Annotated in this window: 20 protein-coding genes and 1 pseudogene; 8 read left to right on the forward strand and 13 right to left on the reverse strand. The window is 59.1% G+C overall.

Annotation, left to right across the window (positions count from 1 at the left end; translation table 11 throughout):
- Positions 1–17: 17 nt before the first annotated feature.
- From P2T68_RS12790 to P2T68_RS12815, 6 genes and pseudogenes are all read left to right on the forward strand, one after another.
- The gene (locus tag P2T68_RS12790; protein ID WP_277379430.1) at positions 18–1,160 is read left to right on the forward strand and encodes an FAD binding domain-containing protein; all 1,143 of its coding nucleotides are present in this window, start codon (positions 18–20) and stop codon (positions 1,158–1,160) included.
- A 206-nt stretch (positions 1,161–1,366) separates the two neighbouring features.
- A complete protein-coding gene (locus P2T68_RS12795) occupies positions 1,367–2,266 on the forward strand; it encodes a LysR family transcriptional regulator (protein WP_024076452.1) in 900 nt (299 codons plus the stop codon).
- Positions 2,267–2,744: 478 nt separating this feature from the next.
- Entirely contained in the window at positions 2,745–4,076 is a 1,332-nt protein-coding gene (locus tag P2T68_RS12800; protein ID WP_277379431.1) for an ABC transporter ATP-binding protein, read from the forward strand.
- A gap of 4 nt (positions 4,077–4,080) precedes the next feature.
- The gene (locus P2T68_RS12805) at positions 4,081–4,791 is read left to right on the forward strand and encodes a sulfotransferase (RefSeq protein ID WP_069076664.1); all 711 of its coding nucleotides are present in this window, start codon (positions 4,081–4,083) and stop codon (positions 4,789–4,791) included.
- A gap of 257 nt (positions 4,792–5,048) precedes the next feature.
- Positions 5,049–5,612: a hypothetical protein gene (locus P2T68_RS12810; RefSeq protein ID WP_102623997.1), complete on the forward strand. Its 564-nt coding sequence runs from the start codon at positions 5,049–5,051 to the stop codon at positions 5,610–5,612.
- A 144-nt stretch (positions 5,613–5,756) separates the two neighbouring features.
- Positions 5,757–6,056 (forward strand): annotated as a pseudogene (locus P2T68_RS12815) (NADP oxidoreductase); the annotation flags it as partial.
- A gap of 142 nt (positions 6,057–6,198) precedes the next feature.
- On the opposite strand, the gene P2T68_RS12820 reads toward P2T68_RS12815, so the two are convergent.
- Together P2T68_RS12820 and P2T68_RS12825 are read right to left on the reverse strand one after the other, a co-directional pair.
- Entirely contained in the window at positions 6,199–6,936 is a 738-nt protein-coding gene (locus tag P2T68_RS12820; protein WP_277379432.1) for an anti-sigma factor, read from the reverse strand.
- Positions 6,929–7,441: a sigma-70 family RNA polymerase sigma factor gene (locus tag P2T68_RS12825; RefSeq protein WP_069076667.1), complete on the reverse strand. Its 513-nt coding sequence runs from the start codon at positions 7,439–7,441 to the stop codon at positions 6,929–6,931. Before P2T68_RS12825 ends, P2T68_RS12820 begins: the two co-directional genes overlap by 8 nt.
- Positions 7,442–7,594: 153 nt before the next feature.
- On the opposite strand from P2T68_RS12825, the gene P2T68_RS12830 reads away from it, so the two are divergent.
- Positions 7,595–8,563, forward strand: coding sequence for a metallophosphoesterase (locus tag P2T68_RS12830; protein WP_346772500.1), 969 nt, complete (start codon positions 7,595–7,597; stop codon positions 8,561–8,563).
- A 12-nt stretch (positions 8,564–8,575) separates the two neighbouring features.
- The gene (locus P2T68_RS12835; RefSeq protein ID WP_069076669.1) at positions 8,576–8,884 is read left to right on the forward strand and encodes a plastocyanin/azurin family copper-binding protein; all 309 of its coding nucleotides are present in this window, start codon (positions 8,576–8,578) and stop codon (positions 8,882–8,884) included.
- A gap of 1 nt (position 8,885) precedes the next feature.
- Here P2T68_RS12835 and P2T68_RS12840 read toward each other — a convergent pair whose 3' ends face one another.
- The 11 genes from P2T68_RS12840 to urtB all read right to left on the reverse strand — a co-directional run bounded on the left by P2T68_RS12840 (position 8,886) and on the right by urtB (position 17,957).
- The gene (locus P2T68_RS12840) at positions 8,886–9,173 is read right to left on the reverse strand and encodes a hypothetical protein (RefSeq protein WP_219730552.1); all 288 of its coding nucleotides are present in this window, start codon (positions 9,171–9,173) and stop codon (positions 8,886–8,888) included.
- A 77-nt stretch (positions 9,174–9,250) separates the two neighbouring features.
- On the reverse strand, positions 9,251–10,129 hold the full coding sequence (locus P2T68_RS12845) for an urease accessory protein UreD (RefSeq protein WP_102623998.1): 879 nt from the start codon (positions 10,127–10,129) through the stop codon (positions 9,251–9,253).
- Positions 10,126–10,779, reverse strand: a complete 654-nt coding sequence (ureG, locus tag P2T68_RS12850) for an urease accessory protein UreG (protein ID WP_069076670.1) — start codon at positions 10,777–10,779, stop codon at positions 10,126–10,128. The genes P2T68_RS12845 and ureG overlap by 4 nt, the downstream gene beginning before the upstream one ends.
- Positions 10,780–10,805: 26 nt before the next feature.
- Entirely contained in the window at positions 10,806–12,518 is a 1,713-nt protein-coding gene (ureC, locus tag P2T68_RS12855) for an urease subunit alpha (RefSeq protein WP_069076671.1), read from the reverse strand.
- Positions 12,519–12,521: 3 nt separating this feature from the next.
- Positions 12,522–13,217: an urease subunit beta gene (locus P2T68_RS12860; RefSeq protein WP_069076672.1), complete on the reverse strand. Its 696-nt coding sequence runs from the start codon at positions 13,215–13,217 to the stop codon at positions 12,522–12,524.
- 45 nt (positions 13,218–13,262) lie between these two features.
- On the reverse strand, positions 13,263–14,018 hold the full coding sequence (locus P2T68_RS12865) for an urease accessory UreF family protein (protein WP_069076673.1): 756 nt from the start codon (positions 14,016–14,018) through the stop codon (positions 13,263–13,265).
- Positions 14,015–14,455 (reverse strand): urease accessory protein UreE, encoded by a 441-nt coding sequence (ureE, locus tag P2T68_RS12870; RefSeq protein WP_069076674.1) that lies wholly within the window; start codon positions 14,453–14,455, stop codon positions 14,015–14,017. Before ureE ends, P2T68_RS12865 begins: the two co-directional genes overlap by 4 nt.
- A gap of 23 nt (positions 14,456–14,478) precedes the next feature.
- Entirely contained in the window at positions 14,479–15,168 is a 690-nt protein-coding gene (urtE, locus tag P2T68_RS12875; protein ID WP_069081345.1) for an urea ABC transporter ATP-binding subunit UrtE, read from the reverse strand.
- Between the two features lie 2 nt (positions 15,169–15,170).
- Positions 15,171–15,908 (reverse strand): urea ABC transporter ATP-binding protein UrtD, encoded by a 738-nt coding sequence (urtD, locus tag P2T68_RS12880; RefSeq protein WP_069076676.1) that lies wholly within the window; start codon positions 15,906–15,908, stop codon positions 15,171–15,173.
- Positions 15,905–17,053, reverse strand: coding sequence for an urea ABC transporter permease subunit UrtC (urtC, locus tag P2T68_RS12885; protein WP_069076677.1), 1,149 nt, complete (start codon positions 17,051–17,053; stop codon positions 15,905–15,907). The genes urtD and urtC overlap by 4 nt, the downstream gene beginning before the upstream one ends.
- A 1-nt stretch (position 17,054) precedes the next feature.
- Positions 17,055–17,957: an urea ABC transporter permease subunit UrtB gene (urtB, locus tag P2T68_RS12890; protein ID WP_069076678.1), complete on the reverse strand. Its 903-nt coding sequence runs from the start codon at positions 17,955–17,957 to the stop codon at positions 17,055–17,057.
- Positions 17,958–17,994 lie beyond the last annotated feature (37 nt).

Raw genomic sequence — 17,994 nt, forward strand, 5'->3', positions numbered from 1 at the left:
CAACGAGGAGAAAGGTAATGAAGCGTTCAGGTGTTCCGAAGGCCTTGGTCATTGGTGGTTCCCTGGGAGGGCTGTTCGCCGCCACGGCGTTACGCGCGATTGGTTGGCAGGTCGATATTTACGAGCGATCCCCTGCGGCGATGGACAGTCGTGGCGGGGGCATCGTTCTGCAGGCGGATGTCCTGCACCATTTTCGCTATGCGGGCATTCATCCGGCAGGTGCGCTCGGCGTCCGGTCCCATGACCGTCTCTATCTGGATCGAGTCGGTAGCATCGTGCATAAAGAGCCGATGCCGCAAACCCAGACGTCCTGGAATACGCTATACAGCGCATTATTTTCTGCGTTTCCTGCCGAGCATTATCACCGTGGCAAGACGTTGGTGGATCTGACCCAGAATGAGCACAGGGTGACTGCGACTTTTGCAGATGGCGGCGGTGCAGAGGGTGACCTGCTGATTGGTGCCGATGGCGCGGGTTCAACCGTACGAAGCATGGTGCTGCCTGGAGCGGTACCTACTTATTCGGGGTATGTGGTGTGGCGTGGGCTGGTCGATGAAGAGCAACTTCCAGACTTCGCCAAAACGCAGCTTTACGAGGACTTTGTTTTTCAACAGGACCCTGAATCGCTGATGCTGGAATACATGGTCCCGGGCGTGAATGGCTCCGTTAATCCTGGCGAGCGTCGGTTCAATTGGCTGTGGTATTTGAAAGCTGCACAAGGGCCGGAACTGGACGCTGTGCTCACTGACCGCAATGGCCATCGGCGTAGTCACTCCATTCCACCCGGGGCCTTGGCCACGGGGCAGGATGCTTACATTCGGGAAATGGGTGAGCGGCAGGCGAACCCGGCTTTTCGGGAACTGATTCGCCAGACCAGGGATATTTTTGTGCAGGCGATCCTTGATCTCAATGTCCCGCAAATGGTGTTTGGCCGTGTGCTGTTGACGGGGGATGCCGCTTTTGTGCCGCGTCCTCATACCGCCGGAAGCACGGCCAAGGCCGCCCGCAATGCACTGTCCCTGGCGCAAACAATCGATGACAGCGGCGACCTCGATCATGCACTGCTGGCCTGGCAGCGACAGCAACTTGCAGAAGGCAAGCGCATGGCGGATTGGGGAGTGAATATGGGCAATCGGATCATGGGCATCGCGCAAGCCTGATGGTGCGGTTCACACCGGCCAACCTGTACCTGCCCTGGGATGCCACTCTATTGATCAATCGGTTATTTGTCGTTTTTTGATTGTCATCCGATCAATTGTAGGGTCGCAGGCCTCTTTAATCAGGCCATTGAGCACAGCCATGCAAGATTCCCATTGCCTGGTCATGCACAGTCGCCACCTTTACCTTTCGATTTCGGAGTCCGTTCATGGACAAGTTGCTTGCGCTGAAAATGTTTGTCGAAACGGTACGCTGTGGGGGGTACTCATCTGCAGCGCGTAAGCTCGGCATCTCCACGTCGTCGGTGACGCGGCAGGTCGCGGGGCTGGAAAGTGAGTTGGGCGCCAGCCTGCTCAACCGCACCACGCGCAATACGAGCGTCACTGTGGCGGGGCAGCACTATTTCGATAAGGCCGTGGCGATCCTGGAGGCCATCGATGAAGCGGATGCCGTCGTTGCCGATCGTGGCAGCGAAGCTCAGGGGCGTCTGCGGGTCAGTGTCCCGGTGGAGTTCGGCCGGCGAATCATCGCCCCGCACTTGGGGCGGCTGCTTGAACGCCATCCCGGTCTGGAAATCAGTCTCTTGCTGAGCGACGAGATCAGTGACCTGCTCAGCGAACAAATTGATGTGTCGGTACGTCTCGGTTCATCGGTTGTCAGCGACGACATCATCAGCAGGCAGTTGGGCGAGTTCCAGCGCTGGGTTGTGGCGAGTCCCGAATACCTGGCACGAACCGGACTGCCCCGACACCCTTGCGACTTGCTGGAGCACCAGTGCTTACGTTTCGATTACCGCATGGGCCACCACCAATGGACATTCCAGGGGGATGAGGACGTCATCCGCTTGAATGTGCAGGGACGGCTGCAAAGCAACAATGCCGACATTCTGCGCGAGGCTGCCTTGGCCGGTGGCGGGGTGACGCTGTTGGCCGATTGGCTGGTACGTGAGGATGTCAGTGCAGGTCGGCTGACGCGGGTGTTGGAGCAATATGAGGTCAACCCAGGCAGTGCAAGCACCTGCATCAATGCGCTGTATCTGCCCAACCATCGTGGCTCCAGTCGCATCAATGTATTCATAGCGTTTCTTCAGGAAATAATCACGCCCTAAGCGCGTCTCGTGCATCAGGCAAGACCGCGTTGTACATTTCCCCACGTGCTCGAGTTCGTACAGTGGCATCCATCAACTGCCCCGGTCGTCAACGCAGCATCCCGCGGCCACTGACAAAAAATTTCGTTTAAAACAGGACGTCAGCATGACGCAGTTGGCAGCTCAAACAGTCTTATCGGGGTGGGCAAGGGTGCTAGGGGGCGAGTGTTCGAATCACTCCGTCCCGACCATATTTTTCAATGACTTAGGCCAATGTTCACAGCATTGGCCTTTTTCATGTGCGTGAGAGCCTGCCAGCTTCCTTTCAGCCTCTGATCATGGCTAATCCTTTGACTTTTTGTGATTGAACAGGCGCGCGATGTTTTGATTTGGGGCAGAATGTCGGACTTCATCGGCTTGACAAAATACTTGGTGATCTCCTTGGTGTGTCTCTGGGCAGGATTTGCTTTCTTCCAAATCGCGCGTAAAGGTTTTGCAGATGTGTTCTGAGTTTTCAATACAGGTTAAAAGTGTTAGCAAGCATTTTCGAATATACGCCAGCCCGCGCGCGCGTCTGCTGCAGATGTTCAGTAGGGAAAAGCACTATAAGGAGTTTGTGGCGCTAGATGATGTTTCTTTTGTAATAAATAAAGGCGAGACAGTTGGCATTGTTGGTCGCAATGGGAGTGGAAAGTCTACGTTGTTGCAGATGATTTGCGGCACTCTGACCCCTACTTCCGGTGAGATAACTACACATGGCCGTATTGCCGCGCTGCTAGAGTTGGGGTCGGGTTTCAACCCCGAGTTCAGTGGGCGAGAGAATGTTTACATGAATGCTTCCATACTTGGACTTTCCAATGCGGAAACTGCAGCACGCTTTGAGTCCATACTCGCCTTTGCAGAGATTGAAGACTTCATAGATCAGCCGGTCAAGAATTACTCCAGTGGCATGATGGTGCGGCTGGCTTTTGCTGTGGCTATCAATGTCGACCCGCAGATCCTGATTGTCGATGAGGCGCTGGCTGTGGGGGATGAGCTCTTCCAGCGCAAATGCTATGCGCGGATCGAGGCTATCAAGGCCCAAGGTGCAACCATTTTGTTCGTTTCCCATGCAAGTAATACGGTTGTGAGCCTGTGTGACCGGGCGATTCTGCTGGATGGTGGTAAAAAGATTACTGAAGGCACGCCCAAATCAGTGGTTGGTAAGTATCAGCGGCTGCTGAACGCTCCTGCCGACAAAGCCAAGGTCATGCGCGAACAAATGTTGGCTGGTATCGAGGCGCCTCCGAGTCCCGAGTTGGCTGAGCCTGGAGAAGTGGATGAGCTATGTCAGGAAATGGCGGGATATTTCGATCCGCACCTTGTTTCCAAGACTGTGCTGTCTTATGAATCTCGTGGTGCATTGATCTCTGATCCTCAGTTACTCAACATCCAAGGGCAAAAGGTTAATTGTCTCAAGGCAGGAGAAACTTATCGCTATACCTACCGTGTGCGCTTTGATCGTGATGCTAGGAATGTCCGTTTTGGTATGCTGATCAAGACTCCCACTGGCGTGGAGTTGGGGGGGGCTACTTCAGCCAAGCAGATCGCAGAGGGAATCGGGGTTGTTTCATCCGGTTCCGTGCTGTCGGTGGAGTACAGTTTTGTCTGTCGCCTCAATGAAGGATTGTATTTTCTCAATGCTGGCGTATCCGGGGATTGTGGTGAGGGATTCCACCATCTTCATCGCGTCGTCGATGCGTTGTGCTTTCGCGTGAGTGCGGAAAGCAAGCAGTTCGGGCTTGGTCTCGTGGATTTCTCATGTGCGCCGGAATGGTCTTTGGTAGAGTGATTGGATGTTAAGGTTTATCGGAATTGGTGCCCAGAAAAGCGGCACTAGCTGGTTATACGAAGTGTTGAGCAAGCATCCAAGTGTAAGCTTTCCAGCTGGCAAGGAAGTTCACTTCTGGGATGCTCACTACCTGAATGGTGTTGGCTGGTACAGCAGTTTGTTCAGTGAGGAACGCTGCAATGGCGACATCACTCCTGCCTATGCAATTCTGCCACTCGACCGGATTCGTGAAGTGCACCAATACTTTCCCAGCTTACGTATCGTTTATCTGATGCGAAATCCGATTGAGCGAGCATGGTCTTCTGCCAGGATGGCACTGCGCCGAGCCGAAATGGAGTTTTGTGAAGCGTCTGATCAGTGGTTCATTGATCATTTCAAATCGCAGGGATCGTTGCAGCGTGGTGACTACGCCAACTGCTTGAGAAACTGGATGTCGGTCTATCCTCGTGAGAGCTTTTTGATTTCTCGCTACGAAACGATTGCGCACGACCCCGTTGGTTTCGCCAACAGGGTACTGAGTCACATTGGCTTGGGTGAGTTTTTCTCCGAGACTCATCGTCCCGAGTTATCTCGGCCGGTCTTCGAGGGCTACAAATCTGCTATCCGACCGGAATTGTTGCAAGTGTTGCATCGGCTCTATGCTGACAAGATCGACGCATTGAGCGAGCTGCTCGAGGCTGACTTCTCAGACTGGAAGAACAGGTGTTGGCGCTGACGGAAAGCTGACCCACCCAGCCGATTGATAATTGACCCAGGACGGATTGCTGATTTTTGCCCCAGCAATTGTGGATAAGTTTAGCAGCAGTGTTCTGGTTGACGACGCATCCAGCCCCACTGACCCGCTGATGTAGCGCACTATCGCTCCCGGATCAGCCGTCACTGGCATTCCATGCGCGCTGGATGCCTGGTTGGGTACTGGGTACAGTGCTTGGAGTCCAAGTTGCACTATCCGCCTGAATCGCAAGGATGCCCATGCGTAAAATCTTGATAGCGTTGTCGCTCGTTATTCCCTCGCTCCTGCTGCCTGGCTGCTCAGCTGTGTCGACTTTCGACAAGTATGCAACCTTGCGCTTTTATGAGTTCAGTCGAACGGACATTAAGTACAGTCACTTTGATGGTGAGTCAGGCATGCTGAGTTCTAATCCCAATTTTCGGAATACAATGCTGCCCGCACGGATAGCCGATAACAATCAATGGATCGACTTCACTGATGACATGGGGCAAGTTTATAAGACGTTTGGAAATACCTTACATCGCGACACATTTCCAGCTGGGCTGGAGCCGATCAAAGAGTTTGTTGCCTGGAGTCAGCTTCCGCCAATGCAGCGCCTGATTATGCGCGATACGTTGAATGCCAAGCCTGAGTTCACATCTATTAACGCTCGACTGGTGCTTGAGCGCGGCACGAATGAGCCGCTGTTGGTTTTTACAGGCAGTTCGCTACCTTGGGAGACAGCCCCGCAGTATGCGATCGACAAAGTCAACGCAGTCAGAATGCTGGTGAATGCGCGGATCTGGTATGAGATTTTGAAGTAGCAGGCTTCCGAGAAGGCCAATGGCAGATCTGACAGCCCAGCCCCACGCTGGGCTTTTTGCATCTGGCGGGAAATATCGGTACTAATGAAAACCCAATCGAGCGTGATGTCGTTTTGCCTCTTCCCACTCGCGACCTATGGAATCAAGGCGGTCGATCTGGGTGGCAAGTATTCGAGCGAGGTATTCGCTCAGTTCGTCCCAGGCGCGCGGGTTGTCAAAGCCTTCAACCACCTTGATGTGGCAGTGCTGGCGGAGCCGGAAGTGGCGGGCGGCAAGCGCGTCTTGTTCTACTCAGGCGATGATGCAGCCGCAAAGGCAGACGTGCGTAAGATCATTGAAGAGACCGGCTTCTATCCCGTTGACCTGGGGTCACTTGACGTTGGTGGGCATCTGGCATCGCTGCCTTTTGGCTCGTTGTCTGCGCAGAACTTCATCAAGATCTGATCGCACAACGCTGAATAACACGCAGTATTTTCCCCGGGAGACCGGACTGCCGTTGACGAGTGATTCCCGGGACTGGCATCTGGCATTACGCGCGTGGGGTGTATTGGTCATGCCCTCTCCCTATGGGCGTACTTACCTGTCTTCAGTTCTGGATGAGTTGGCTGAGGGTCTGCAGTTCGCCTTTTTCTACATCGGAAACAAGGACGTAGCGCATGTGCTTAGCTTGCCACGAGACGACGTTGAAGCCTCGGATTGATTGGGTTTGCTGAGGTTTGTCAGCTTCGGGGGTGGGCAGTATGAACACGTTGATAATGTGTTTCGCCCGGCCATAGCTCAGTGCTGCTATGGTCTGGTGTTGCAGATAATCAAGGCGTCCGCCCAGCAGCACAAACCCTTGCGCCGTGTAGTCGACCACCGGTGGCGAGAAGTCGAGTTTGCCGGCGAACCACGGTTTGACGGTGTGACGGTCGGAGGAAACGACGTCGTTGAGGTGTTCGCCCATCAGCGAGCGCACGTGGCTGGAGACGGCTTCGTCCATCAGCGGTTGTTCGCCGTCGGGCGTTGCGATGTAAAGCATCGCGGCCAGCGCCAACGTCGTCGCAGAGAACGCTGGGGCGAGCCATTTCCGCCAGCGTTCCATTAGGCCAATGGCAGGTGCTTCAGGCGCGAAGATACGGGTGGCTAACGCTGCCGGCGCCGGGTAATACGCAGCATGGCGCTTCACGCTGACCTTCAGCGCTTTTACTTCTTCACACCCCCGCGCGCATTCCCTGCACAAAACCAGATGCGCAGACACATCCGCAGCCAAAGCAGGATCCAGTTCCTGATCCACATAACCTTGCAACCGAACCCGGCAAACCGGGCAATCAAGCTCATTCATGATCGTGCAACTTCAGTAATTCAATCTTGAGCATCGCGCGCGCCCGGGCCAGTCGCGACATGACGGTGCCCATCGGAATGTCGGCCACCAGGGCGATGTCTTTGTAGGGCAGGTCTTCGAGTTCTTTGAGCACGATCACCTCGCGATACGCTGGCGGCAGGGCGCTGAGGGCTTGCTGGAGCAACGCGACGTTTTCGGTGTGAATGGCCAGCAATTCCGGGGTCTGGCTGTGGCTGAGTGCGCCTTCATGCTCGCCGATGTCGTCTTCGATGGCCACCCAATGCCGCCCGGCCGAGGCTTTGAGCCAGGTGTAGCTTTCGTTGCGCACGATAGCCAGGAACCACGCCCTGGCATTGCCATCGGCAAAGCGCTGCAAAAACCTGAAGGCGCGCAACGCGCTTTCCTGCACAACGTCGCGCGCGGCGCTGTCGTTGCCGGTCAGCCAGCGCGCGAGGTTGTAGGCGGCGTCCAGATGGGGCGCTATCAGTTCCTCGAATTGCTTCATGGTCGGTTCCGCACCGTCACACCTCTATAACTGTGCTGCGCGGGCGTTTATTCCCGCAAAAGAATTTATTTTTTGGCTCGGAATAAACCGCCACCGCGCAAGGTTTCCCTCGTGTCAGCTACCTCACTGTAGTTCGCCCGCGAGGACACACCGATGGCCATGCACACAAAACCTCAACGCCGCACCGACGGCTTGCTCAACCCGGATCGGCGCACGCTGCTCAAGTGTTCGGCGTGGGCCGGGGCCGGCGTCATCTGGGCCTTGCATGGCGGCATTCCGAAAGCCTTTGCGCTGTATGCGGCGGGCAACGTTTCCGATCCCGAGGCGTTGGACAGCACCTTCCACTTCGTACAGATCAGCGACTCGCACATCGGCTTCAACAAGGAGGCCAATCCGGAGCCGGTGAAGACCCTGCAAGTGGCGGTCGACAAAGTTATCGCGCTGCCGAAACGGCCTTCGCTGATCCTTCATACCGGCGACATTACCCACCTGTCCAAAGCCGAGGAATTCGACACGTCGGCGCAGTTGCTCAAGGCGCTGCCGTCCACCGTGCATTACGTGCCGGGCGAGCACGACACGCTCGATGCGGGCGGCGGCGCGCTCTATCTGGAGCGTTATGGCAAGGGCACCAAAGGTAATGGCTGGTATAGCTTCGACGATCACGGCGTGCATTTCATTGCGCTGGTGAATGTCTTCAATTTTCAAGCGGGGCGTGAGGCCAATCTCGGCGCCGATCAACTCGCCTGGCTGGCGGATGACTTGCGCGCGGTATCGAGCAGTACACCCATCGTCGTCTTCACCCACATTCCGCTGTGGACGATTTATCAGCCATGGGGCTGGGGCACCGAGGACGGCGATCAGGCGATCGCGATGCTGCGCAAGTACGGTTCGGTGACGGTGCTGAACGGGCATATTCACCAGGTCATTCAGAAGGTCGAAGGCAACATCACCTTCCACACCGCCCGTGGCACGGCGTATCCGCAACCTGCACCGGGTGCGGCACCGTCACCGGGGCCGATGACGGTGGCGGCGGATCAGTTGCGCAATTATCTGGGGGTTACCGAGGTGCGTGCCACGCAGGGCGATCACCCGTTGGCGCTGATTGACTCGACATTGGTTTAAGAGGGTGGACAAATGAAAACGCGACTGTTGGCGCTGCTGTGCCTGATGTTGTCGATGCCGGTGTGGGCGCAGGAAGTGAAGATCGACATCAAGCAATTCATGTTCGACCCCAAGGATCTGACCGTGGCCGTGGGCACCAAAGTGACGTGGGTGAACGACGATCAGGTCCCGCACACGGTCGCGGAAACCCACAAGGTGTTTCGCTCGGGAGCGCTGGATACGGACGATAGTTTTTCCTGGGTGTTCGATACCCCAGGGGAGTTTGAGTACTTCTGTGCGCTGCATCCGCAGATGATCGGGAGGATTATCGTGACTCAATAATCTAGCCGGAAAACGTCAGTACCGTTGTCTCTTCAGTTGCCGCGATGAAGGCCGCGACCTGCTCCTTCGGGGGCGGAGAGAGTTGGCAATATTCGTCTGCCAGGTATTCGATAACGGCTTGGTCATCCCAGGGGCCAAGCGATGTCAGGTAGTCAGGGTACTGATTCTGAATCTCTACCCATGAAGAGTAAGGTTTTTTGGAGAGCAGCATCTTTGTGTGGGTGTAAATAATGTGGATGTGCACGAGGCGGTTTTCCTTACGCTGCCTGGGGGTTGTGACTTCTTTCATGACTGTCCTTGCGCAAGGGCCGGCGCGGTGGAAGCGGGCGCGCCATCATCTACAAAGAGCTTGAGCAGCATCAGCACTCATTTGCGACGTACACGCGGTGCCACGCCGGTCAGATGCTCACGCACGCACGCCCAGGCTGTGTGAAGGCTGTTGCGCAGTGACACGGCATCAAGGGTCATGATGCGTAATGAAACCCCGCAATCGTTGGGCAACGCGCTGACACCCAGATAGCGGTCGGGGTGAGCGGGTAGGGCATTGCGCAAGGCTGTTTTCAACGCTTCGACAGGTAAGCCCTGGCCCACAAGCATAAATGTTGCCAGGGTCTGGAAGGCATGACTGACGCCCGGTAATTGCCGCAGCAGGTCTTGCCCGCTCAGCGCCAGGCGATCGCCGGCCAGTAAGCGGCCTGCCGGGCAGCGCACTTCCAGGTCGGCGCGGTAGAAATCGAAGAGGCCGGCACTGTCTTGAGGGGTGTGCAGGCAAAACGCGTCGCACAGCATCACCCTGGCGCCCGGGTGCAGATTCACCCTCACCTGGCTGTACAGGTTTGCCTGGGGAAACAGGATCGTCGCCATTGGCAGGTACTCCAGCAATGCTCCGCGTTCGGCGGTGAGGCTGACAGTCTGGCGTGCCGATTGCTCGAGCATGCTGTGCGCTACCGTCGCCGCGCCAGTGCTGACATGGACTTGAGTGTCCGGCCCGGCATGCAGGTGCATCCGCAAATCCTGCCCTGCGAAAATCCCGCCCGAGCACGACTGCACATACACGGCGGCCATGTCTTTCGGGTCGTCCGGCAGCTTCAGGGTGCGGCCCAGATGAAAGGGATAGCCCACGCGCTGCTCGCTGATATAACTGGCGCCGGACGGCGCTTTGCTGAAGGCGATCCGGGCCTGCACCGGTGACGATGCCTGGGGCGGGGCAATCAACGGGCGAAGCAGTTCCTGCGGCGCGTTCATGGTCGGTCAAACAATACGGCGCGGCTGATGGCTTCGACTACCGCGTCGACCCCGTCACCCGTCGCGCAGTTGGTGAACAGCACGGGCCGGCCGTTGCGGGCTTCGGCGGATTCGCGACGCATGCGTGGCAGATCAACGCCCACATAGGGCGCCAGATCATATTTGTTGACCACCAGCAGATCACAGCTCAACACGCCTGGCCCTCGTTTGCGCGGGATGTCATCGCCGCCAGCAACATCAATCACAAAGATCCAGTAATCCACCAAGTCCAACGAGAAGGTCGAGGCCAGGTTGTCGCCACCGGACTCAATCAGGATCAGGTCCAGGTTCTCGAATCGCGCTTCCAGTTCGTCGGCCATTTGCAGGTTCAGCGTCGGGTCTTCGCGGATCGCCGTGTGCGGGCAGGCGCCGGTTTCTACCGCGAGCACCCGTTGTGGGTCGATCAGGCCGCTGCGCTGCACCCGTTCGGCGTCCTCGCGGGTCGCCAGGTCGTTGGTGATGATGGCCAGTTCGGTGCCGCGCGCGATGAAGCGCGGAATCAGTTGCTCCAGCAGGCGAGTCTTGCCCGAACCGACCGGGCCGCCAATCCCGACTCGCGCGGCGCCGGGGTGGGCTTGCGGCTGCGGTACGGCGTGGAATGCAGTGCTCATTATCGGGTTCCTTTTATTGGCTGTGATCAGCGCAACATGTAGCGCTGGGCCAGGGGCACTTCGCTGACCGGCTCGCAGGTCAAGCGCTCACCGTCGGCGTACACATCGAAGGTCTGTGGGTCGACGCGAATGTCCGGGCAGGCGTCGTTGTGCAGCATGTCGGACTTGCGCAGGGTGCGGGTGCCGAAGGCCGGCAACAGGACTTTTTTCAGGCCCAGCTTCTCGGCGGTATTGGCCTCTACCGCGAGGCGGTTGACGAAATTCACCGACAGCGCCTGTTTGGCTTCACCGAAGGCACCCCATTGCGGGCGCATGATCAGCGGTTCGCAGGTGTACAGCGAGGCTGCCGAGTCGCCCATCACGCCGTGCACGATAAAACCGCCCTTGACCACCAGCTCCGGCTTGATGCCAAAAAAGGCAGGGCGCCACAGCACCAGGTCAGCGATCTTGCCCGGCTCCAGCGAGCCGATATAACTGTCGATTCCGAACACCCGCGCAGCATTGATCGTGTACTTGGCGATGTAACGCTTGATGCGTTCGTTGTCGCCCAATCCGGTTTTTTCTTCCGGCAAACGGCCGCGTTGGTCTTTCATCTTCGAGGCCAGTTGCCAGGTGCGACAGATCACCTCGTTGATGCGCCCCATGCCCTGGCTGTCGGAGCCCAGGATCGAAATCGCCCCGGTGTCGTGCAGGATGTCTTCGGCGGCGATGGTCTGCGGACGGACCCTGGACTCTGCGAATGCCACGTCTTCCGGCACGTCCGGATTGAGGTGATGGCAGACCATGATCATGTCCAGGTGCTCGTCGAAGGTGTTGACGGTGTACGGATTGGTCGGGTTGGTCGAGGAGGGGATGCAGTTGGATTTTCCTGCCACGCTGATGATGTCCGGGGCGTGGCCGCCGCCTGCACCTTCGGTGTGGTACATGTGGATCGTGCGGTCGCCGATGGCGGCCAGCGTGTCTTCGAGAAAGCCCGACTCATTCAGGGTGTCAGTGTGCAGTTGCACCTGAAAGTCGTATTCATCGGCCACCTTGAGGCAGGTATCGATCACGGCGGGCATCGCGCCCCAGTCCTCGTGGATCTTCAAACCCAGGCAGCCACCACGCAGTTGGCCGAGCAGCGATTCCGGCTTGCTGGAATTACCCCTGCCGAGAAAGCCGAAATTGATTGGCCAGGCTTCAGAGGCTTGCAGCATCTTGCCAACATTCCATTCGCCGCCGCAGTCGATCCCCACGGTAATCGGCCCAAGCGAGCCGCCGATCAGCGTCGTCAGGCCCGCGGCGAGCGCGTGGTCGCAGAGTTGCGCAGAATCGAAATGCACGTGCACGTCGATCCCGCCGGGCGTGACGATCAGGCCTTCAGCGTCGCGCACGGTGGTTGCGATGCCGCAGATCAGCAGCGGATGCACACCGTCCATGACCTGCGGATTGCCGGCCTTGCCGATGGCTACGATCTTGCCGTCCTTGATGCCGATGTCGCCTTTGACGATGCCGATCACCGGGTCGATGATCAGCGCGTTGCAGATCAGCATGTCCAGCGCGCCGTCTGCGCTGTCATGCCCCGGCATCAGGCCCATGCCGTCGCGCAGGGTCTTGCCGCCGCCGTGCAGGCATTCATCGCCGGGCACCGAGTGGTCGAATTCCACCTCGGCCAGCAGCGAAGTATCCCCCAGGCGCACGGCGTCGCCGGTGGTGGGGCCGTACATCGCGGCGTATTCCTTGCGAGTCATCGTTGCCATGGATCACGCCCCCTTGAACTGTTGAGCGCGCGCGCGATCGAGCGCGATGGCTTTGCAGGCCGGATCGTGCAGGTTGCCGTTGGTCAAACCGCTGAAACCGTGGATGTCACCCGTGCCGCCGAATTGCACCAGGTGCACTTCGCGCAGCTCCCCCGGCTCAAAACGCACGGCGGTGCCGGCGGGAATGTCCAGGTGCATGCCGAAGGCGGCGGCGCGGGGGAAATCCAGCGCCTTGTTGACTTCGAAAAAGTGGTAGTGACTGCCGATTTGCACCGGCCGGTCGCCGGTATTGATCGCCCGTACGGTGGTCGTGGGGCGACCGCTGTTGAGCTGTATATCGCACTCGGGCGAGATGATTTCGCCAGGCGTCGGCATGACGGCCAACGGCAACTGGCCGGGTCGAATCGGCTGATGCACGGTGACCAGTTTGGTGCCATCGGGGAACGTACCCTCCACTTGCAGCACCGGCAGCAGATCGGCCACGCCGGGCATGACATCGTCAGTGTTGAGGAGCGTTGAGCCGAAACTGATCAGCTCGGCCACGCTGCGCCCCTCACGGGCGCCTTCCAGTATTTCATCGGCAATCAGCGCCGAGGCTTCCGGAAAGTTCAGGCGCAGCCCTTTGGCGCGGCGTTTACGCGAGAGTTCGGCGGCGGTGTACAGCGTCAGCCGCTCAAGTTCGGTGGGCGTCAGCAGCATGTTCAAGCTCCTGTGTCGGCAGCAGGCGTTTTCGTGCCTGCCACCTCAATTGGCGAAAAGACGGAGGTCCTGGGTTTCGTGACGCATCACGGCAATCTCGGCCATGGGTGTGAAACCGCTGGCGTCGTCGGGGGCGAGCGGAGCCTCAGCCAGCAGTTGCAGGAGCAAGGGCTGGATATCGGTAAGCACCCGCTGCGCATCCACATGCCCCATTACGCCCAGGCGCACAGCGGCGCTGACCAGTCCGGTGCATAACCCATGGGCGGCAGCGAGTTGGCAGTGCTCGAGTGGCATGCCGAGACGTTTCCACAGCAGCCCTTGCAGCACCGGCAAATGCCCCGGCGTTGCTCGGGCGAGCACGTGTTGCTGGTAAGCGGCAGCGCCGGGTGTACCGAGCGCGACATGCACGCCCAGCAACGATTGGCCAACGCGACGTGAGCCTTGGCGCAGTTCCTCTGCCAGGGTCAGGGCCTCGATGTGACTGTCCAGGTCCATCAGGGTGGCGAGGTCAGCCGCCGCGTGCCAGGCGGCGCATAAAAACACCCGGTCAAAACTGTTCCAGCGATGGCGCAATTGCCCTTCGACGAAGGCCCGCACCTGAACGCTGCGATCATTCTGCAGCCCGCGCTGACGGCGCCTGACAGGGACGCGGTCGGTCATCGAGTCGTTCTGCCCCAGGCGTGCATCGGCCACCAGCGTTTCCAGCCCCCATGACCAGGCAACCGCGCCGCCGGGGAAAAAGCTGTCCGCCTGTTGCAGCGCCAGCAGGCTGCTGCGCAAATCGGCCGGTGCGGCGCTCATAGGCGCTGCACCCGGCCGTCCGCGAGCATCGGCGCCAGACGTTCGAGGTAATCGGCCTGCGGGCCATTCAGCGGGATCCGTAACGTCGTGCCTGCAAAGCGCACGGCCCAGTGCATGTTTCCGGCGAAATACCCCAGCTCCAGCGCTGCGGCAGCGTCCCTCGGTTGCAGGTCGAGAAACTGCACGTCCTGCATTTGCACGACGATGGCGCGCTGACCGTCGAGCATCAGCACCGAGCCGTTACGCAGTTGCTGATGGCGCTCCAGCCGAATCGCACAGTCGGTGCCGCGATCACTGGCCAGGCGCAGGCGATGACGCTGAATATCGCTGGCCGACAGGCTGAGGGTTTCGACCTGGCCTGCGTGGCTGAGGTCATGCAAACGGTCGGCGAGGGCAGGGTCGCTGGCCTGGCCCAGAATGCGGTCAAGGATCAACATGGTGTGCGCTCCCAGGTCCGGTTTCAGATGGTCAGGTAGCGCAGGATGCGCTCGCGGTCGACGGTTTCCCGGACCTCGCTGTGGACGAACTCGCCTTTCTCGATGATCAGGTAACGGTCGGCCACTGCCATCGCAAACGACAGCACCTGTTCGGAGACGATCAGCGAAAACCCCCGTTCTTTTTTCAGCAGGTTCAGGGCCCGGGCGATGTCCTTGATGATCGATGGCTGAATGCCCTCGGTCGGCTCATCCAGGATCAGCACTTTGGGGTTGGACACTAGCGCGCGGGCAATCGCCAGCTGTTGTTGCTGGCCGCCGGAGAGGTTGCCGCCCTTGCGTCGACGCATCTCGAACAGCACCGGGAAGTACTCGTAGATGTAGTCGGGAATCGGCGCGGCTGGGGCGCCCTGCATGCCCGTGAGGATGTTTTCCTCAACCGTCAGGTACGGAAAAATCATCCGCCCCTGTGGCACGAAGCCCACCCCGGCGGCCACCCGCTCATAGCTCTTGCTGGCAGTGAGTTCCTGGCCCGCCAGCGTGATGCTGCCGCTACGTGTCGGCAGCATGCCCACCAGGCTTCTGAGCAGGGTGGTCTTGCCCATGCCGTTGCGACCCATGATCGCCAGGGACTCGGCGGGTGCGAGAGCCAGGTTGAGGTTGCGCAGCACATGGCTGTCGCCGTAATACACGTTCAGGTTATTGACGGTCAGCATGCTCAGTGCCCCAGATAGACGTCGATGACGCGAGGATCGTTTTGCACCTGATCCATCGAGCCGTAGGCCAGGGTTTTGCCCTGGTGCAGGACGGTGACTTTGTCAGCCACTGACTTCACGAACTCCATGTCGTGCTCGATGATCACCATGGCGCGGCCCTTGGCGATACGCTTGAGCAGGCCCGCGGTCTTTTCCCGTTCGCCTGCACTCATGCCGGCCACCGGCTCGTCCAGCAGCAACAGGTCCGGGCGCTGCATCAGCAACATGCCGATCTCCAGCCACTGCTTTTGCCCGTGGGACAACAGCCCGGCTTTGCGCCCCAGTTGGTCCTGGAGGAAAATCATCTCGGCGGTCTGCTCGATCTCTGCTTGCAGGGCCGCGTCTTTGCGGGCGAACAGGCAGTTAAAAATGCCGCGTTTGCCAGGCGATGAGATGTCGAGGTTCTCGCGCACGGTGAGGTCTTCATACACCGAAGGGTTCTGGAACTTGCGCCCAACGCCCGCGCGGGTGATCTGGTACTCGATCATGTTGGCCAGTTGCAGGTCCTTGAAACGGATGCTGCCGGCACTCGGGCGGGTTTTGCCGCAGATCATGTCAAGCAGGGTGGTCTTGCCCGCGCCGTTAGGGCCGATCACTACGTGCACCTGGTTTTCTTCGACATAGAAATTCAGGCTGTCCACTGCCTTGAACCCGTCGAACGACACCGTGAGGTCTTCGACACTCAGCAACAGGCCACTCATGACTGCACCTCCTGTTGGGCGTGGCCAAGGCGTTGCAGCAAACCGGCCAGCCCGGTCGGCAAGAACAGCACCACGCCCATGAACAGGAAACCGATGAAGTACTGCCAGAAGTTGACGAAATTTTCCGACAGGTAGGTTTTGGCCACGCCAATCAACAGCGTGCCGTACACCGCACCCACCAGCGACAGACGCCCGCCAAGGGCTGCGTAAATGACGATTTCGGTCGAGGGGATGATGCCCACCAGCGACGGCGACGCGAGGCCGACCTGCAGGGTGAACATCACTCCGCCGAGCGCCGAGATCAGTGCCGCCACGGCAAAGATGAACGCTTTGAACAGTGCTGTGTTGTAGCCGGAAAACCGCACGCGGTCCTCACGGTCACGGATCGCCACCACCACTTTGCCCAGTCGGCTGCGCAGGATGAACCCGCACAACGCCACGCAGCCCAGCAGCAACAGGGTGGTGATCAGGTACAGAATCCAGGGCGTTTGAGGCGTTTGCAGGCTCATGCCAAAGGCGGTCTTGAAGTCGGTCAGGCCATTGACGCCACCGGTGTAGCCTTGCTGGCCGATGATCATGATCGACATGATCGCCGCCAACGACAGGGTGATGATCGAAAAGTACACGCCGCCCACGCGCTTCTTGAAATACGCGTAGCTGAATACAAACGCGAGCAATGTCGGGAGGATGAGGATCGCCGCAAAGGTGAATGTCGCCGACTCGAAAGGCTTCCACCACCAGGGCAGCGCGTCGACGCTGTTCCAGATCATGAAGTCCGGCAACGCCGAGCCGTAGAAGGCGGCGAGTGCGCTCGCCGCTTCGTCGGTGGCCGTGGCTTCAAGTTTCAGGTACATCGCCATCATGTAGCTGCCAAGGCCAAAGAAGATGCCCTGGCCCAGGCTGAGTATCCCGCCGTACCCCCAGATCATCACCATGCCCACGGCGCAGAACGCCAGGCTCAAATATTTGCCGGCCAGGCCCAGGCGAAAGTCGCCCAGGCTCAGGGGCAATATCACCAGCAACAGCAGCGACAGCCAGGCCAGGCTGTGGCGCTCGAGCAACGGCAGCAACCCGGCGCGCAGCCAGCGCGTGGTCGGCGTCGAGGTGCTGGGGCGGGTGAGGGGCGTCTCAGTCATATCGTTCATCTCAGCGTCTCACTTTCGCGGCGAACAAGCCGTTGGGGCGGAAGAACAGCAGCACGATCACCACCAGCAGCGTGATGGCTTTGGCCATGGATCCGGTGGTGAGGTATTCCAGCGAAATCTGCGTCTGGCCGATGGCGAAGGCCGACAGGAAGGTGCCCAGCAAACTCTCCACCCCGCCAAACACCACGACGATGAAGGTGTCGACCAGGTACTGCTGGCCGCTCACCGGGCCGGTCGAGGCGAGCATGGTGAACGAGCTGCCGGCGATCCCGGCCAGCCCGCAGCCCAGGGCAAACGTGACCGCGTCGACGCGGGCGGTGTTGATGCCGGCCGCCCCGGCCATGGCGCGGTTCTGGGTCACCGCGCGAATGCGCAAACCCCAGCGGCTGCGGTACAAAAACAGAAACACGGCGCCGGCGATGACCAGTGTCAGGCCGATGATGAAAATCCGGTTGAGCGGCAGTTCCAGGCCATCGCTGATCTTCCAGGCGCCTTGCAGCCATTGCACGGTGGGCACGCTGACTTCCTTGGGCCCGAAGACTTGGCGGAACACCTGCTGCAGCACCAACGACAGGCCCCAGGTCGCCAGAAGCGTGTCGAGCGGGCGGTTGTACATGAAGCGAATAAAGCAGCGTTCGAGCAAGAAACCAAACGCGAAGGTCACGACGAAGGCCACGCCGATGCCGATCACGAAATACCAGCCCATGTAGTCGGGAAAGTAGCGCGCAAACACCACGGACGTGACGTAGGTCATGTAGGACCCCATCGCCATCAACTCGCCATGGGCCATGTTGATTACGCCCATCAGGCCGAACACGATGGTCAGCCCCAGGGCCATCAGTACCAACACCGAGAACAGCGAGAACCCGCTGAAGACCTGCATCACCAAAATATCGAAAGTCATTGCGTCGCTACCTGTCGCTGCACGTTGGCGGACCGCG

This window comes from Pseudomonas sp. G11, from assembly GCF_029457515.1.
GTDB lineage: Bacteria > Pseudomonadota > Gammaproteobacteria > Pseudomonadales > Pseudomonadaceae > Aquipseudomonas > Aquipseudomonas gorinensis.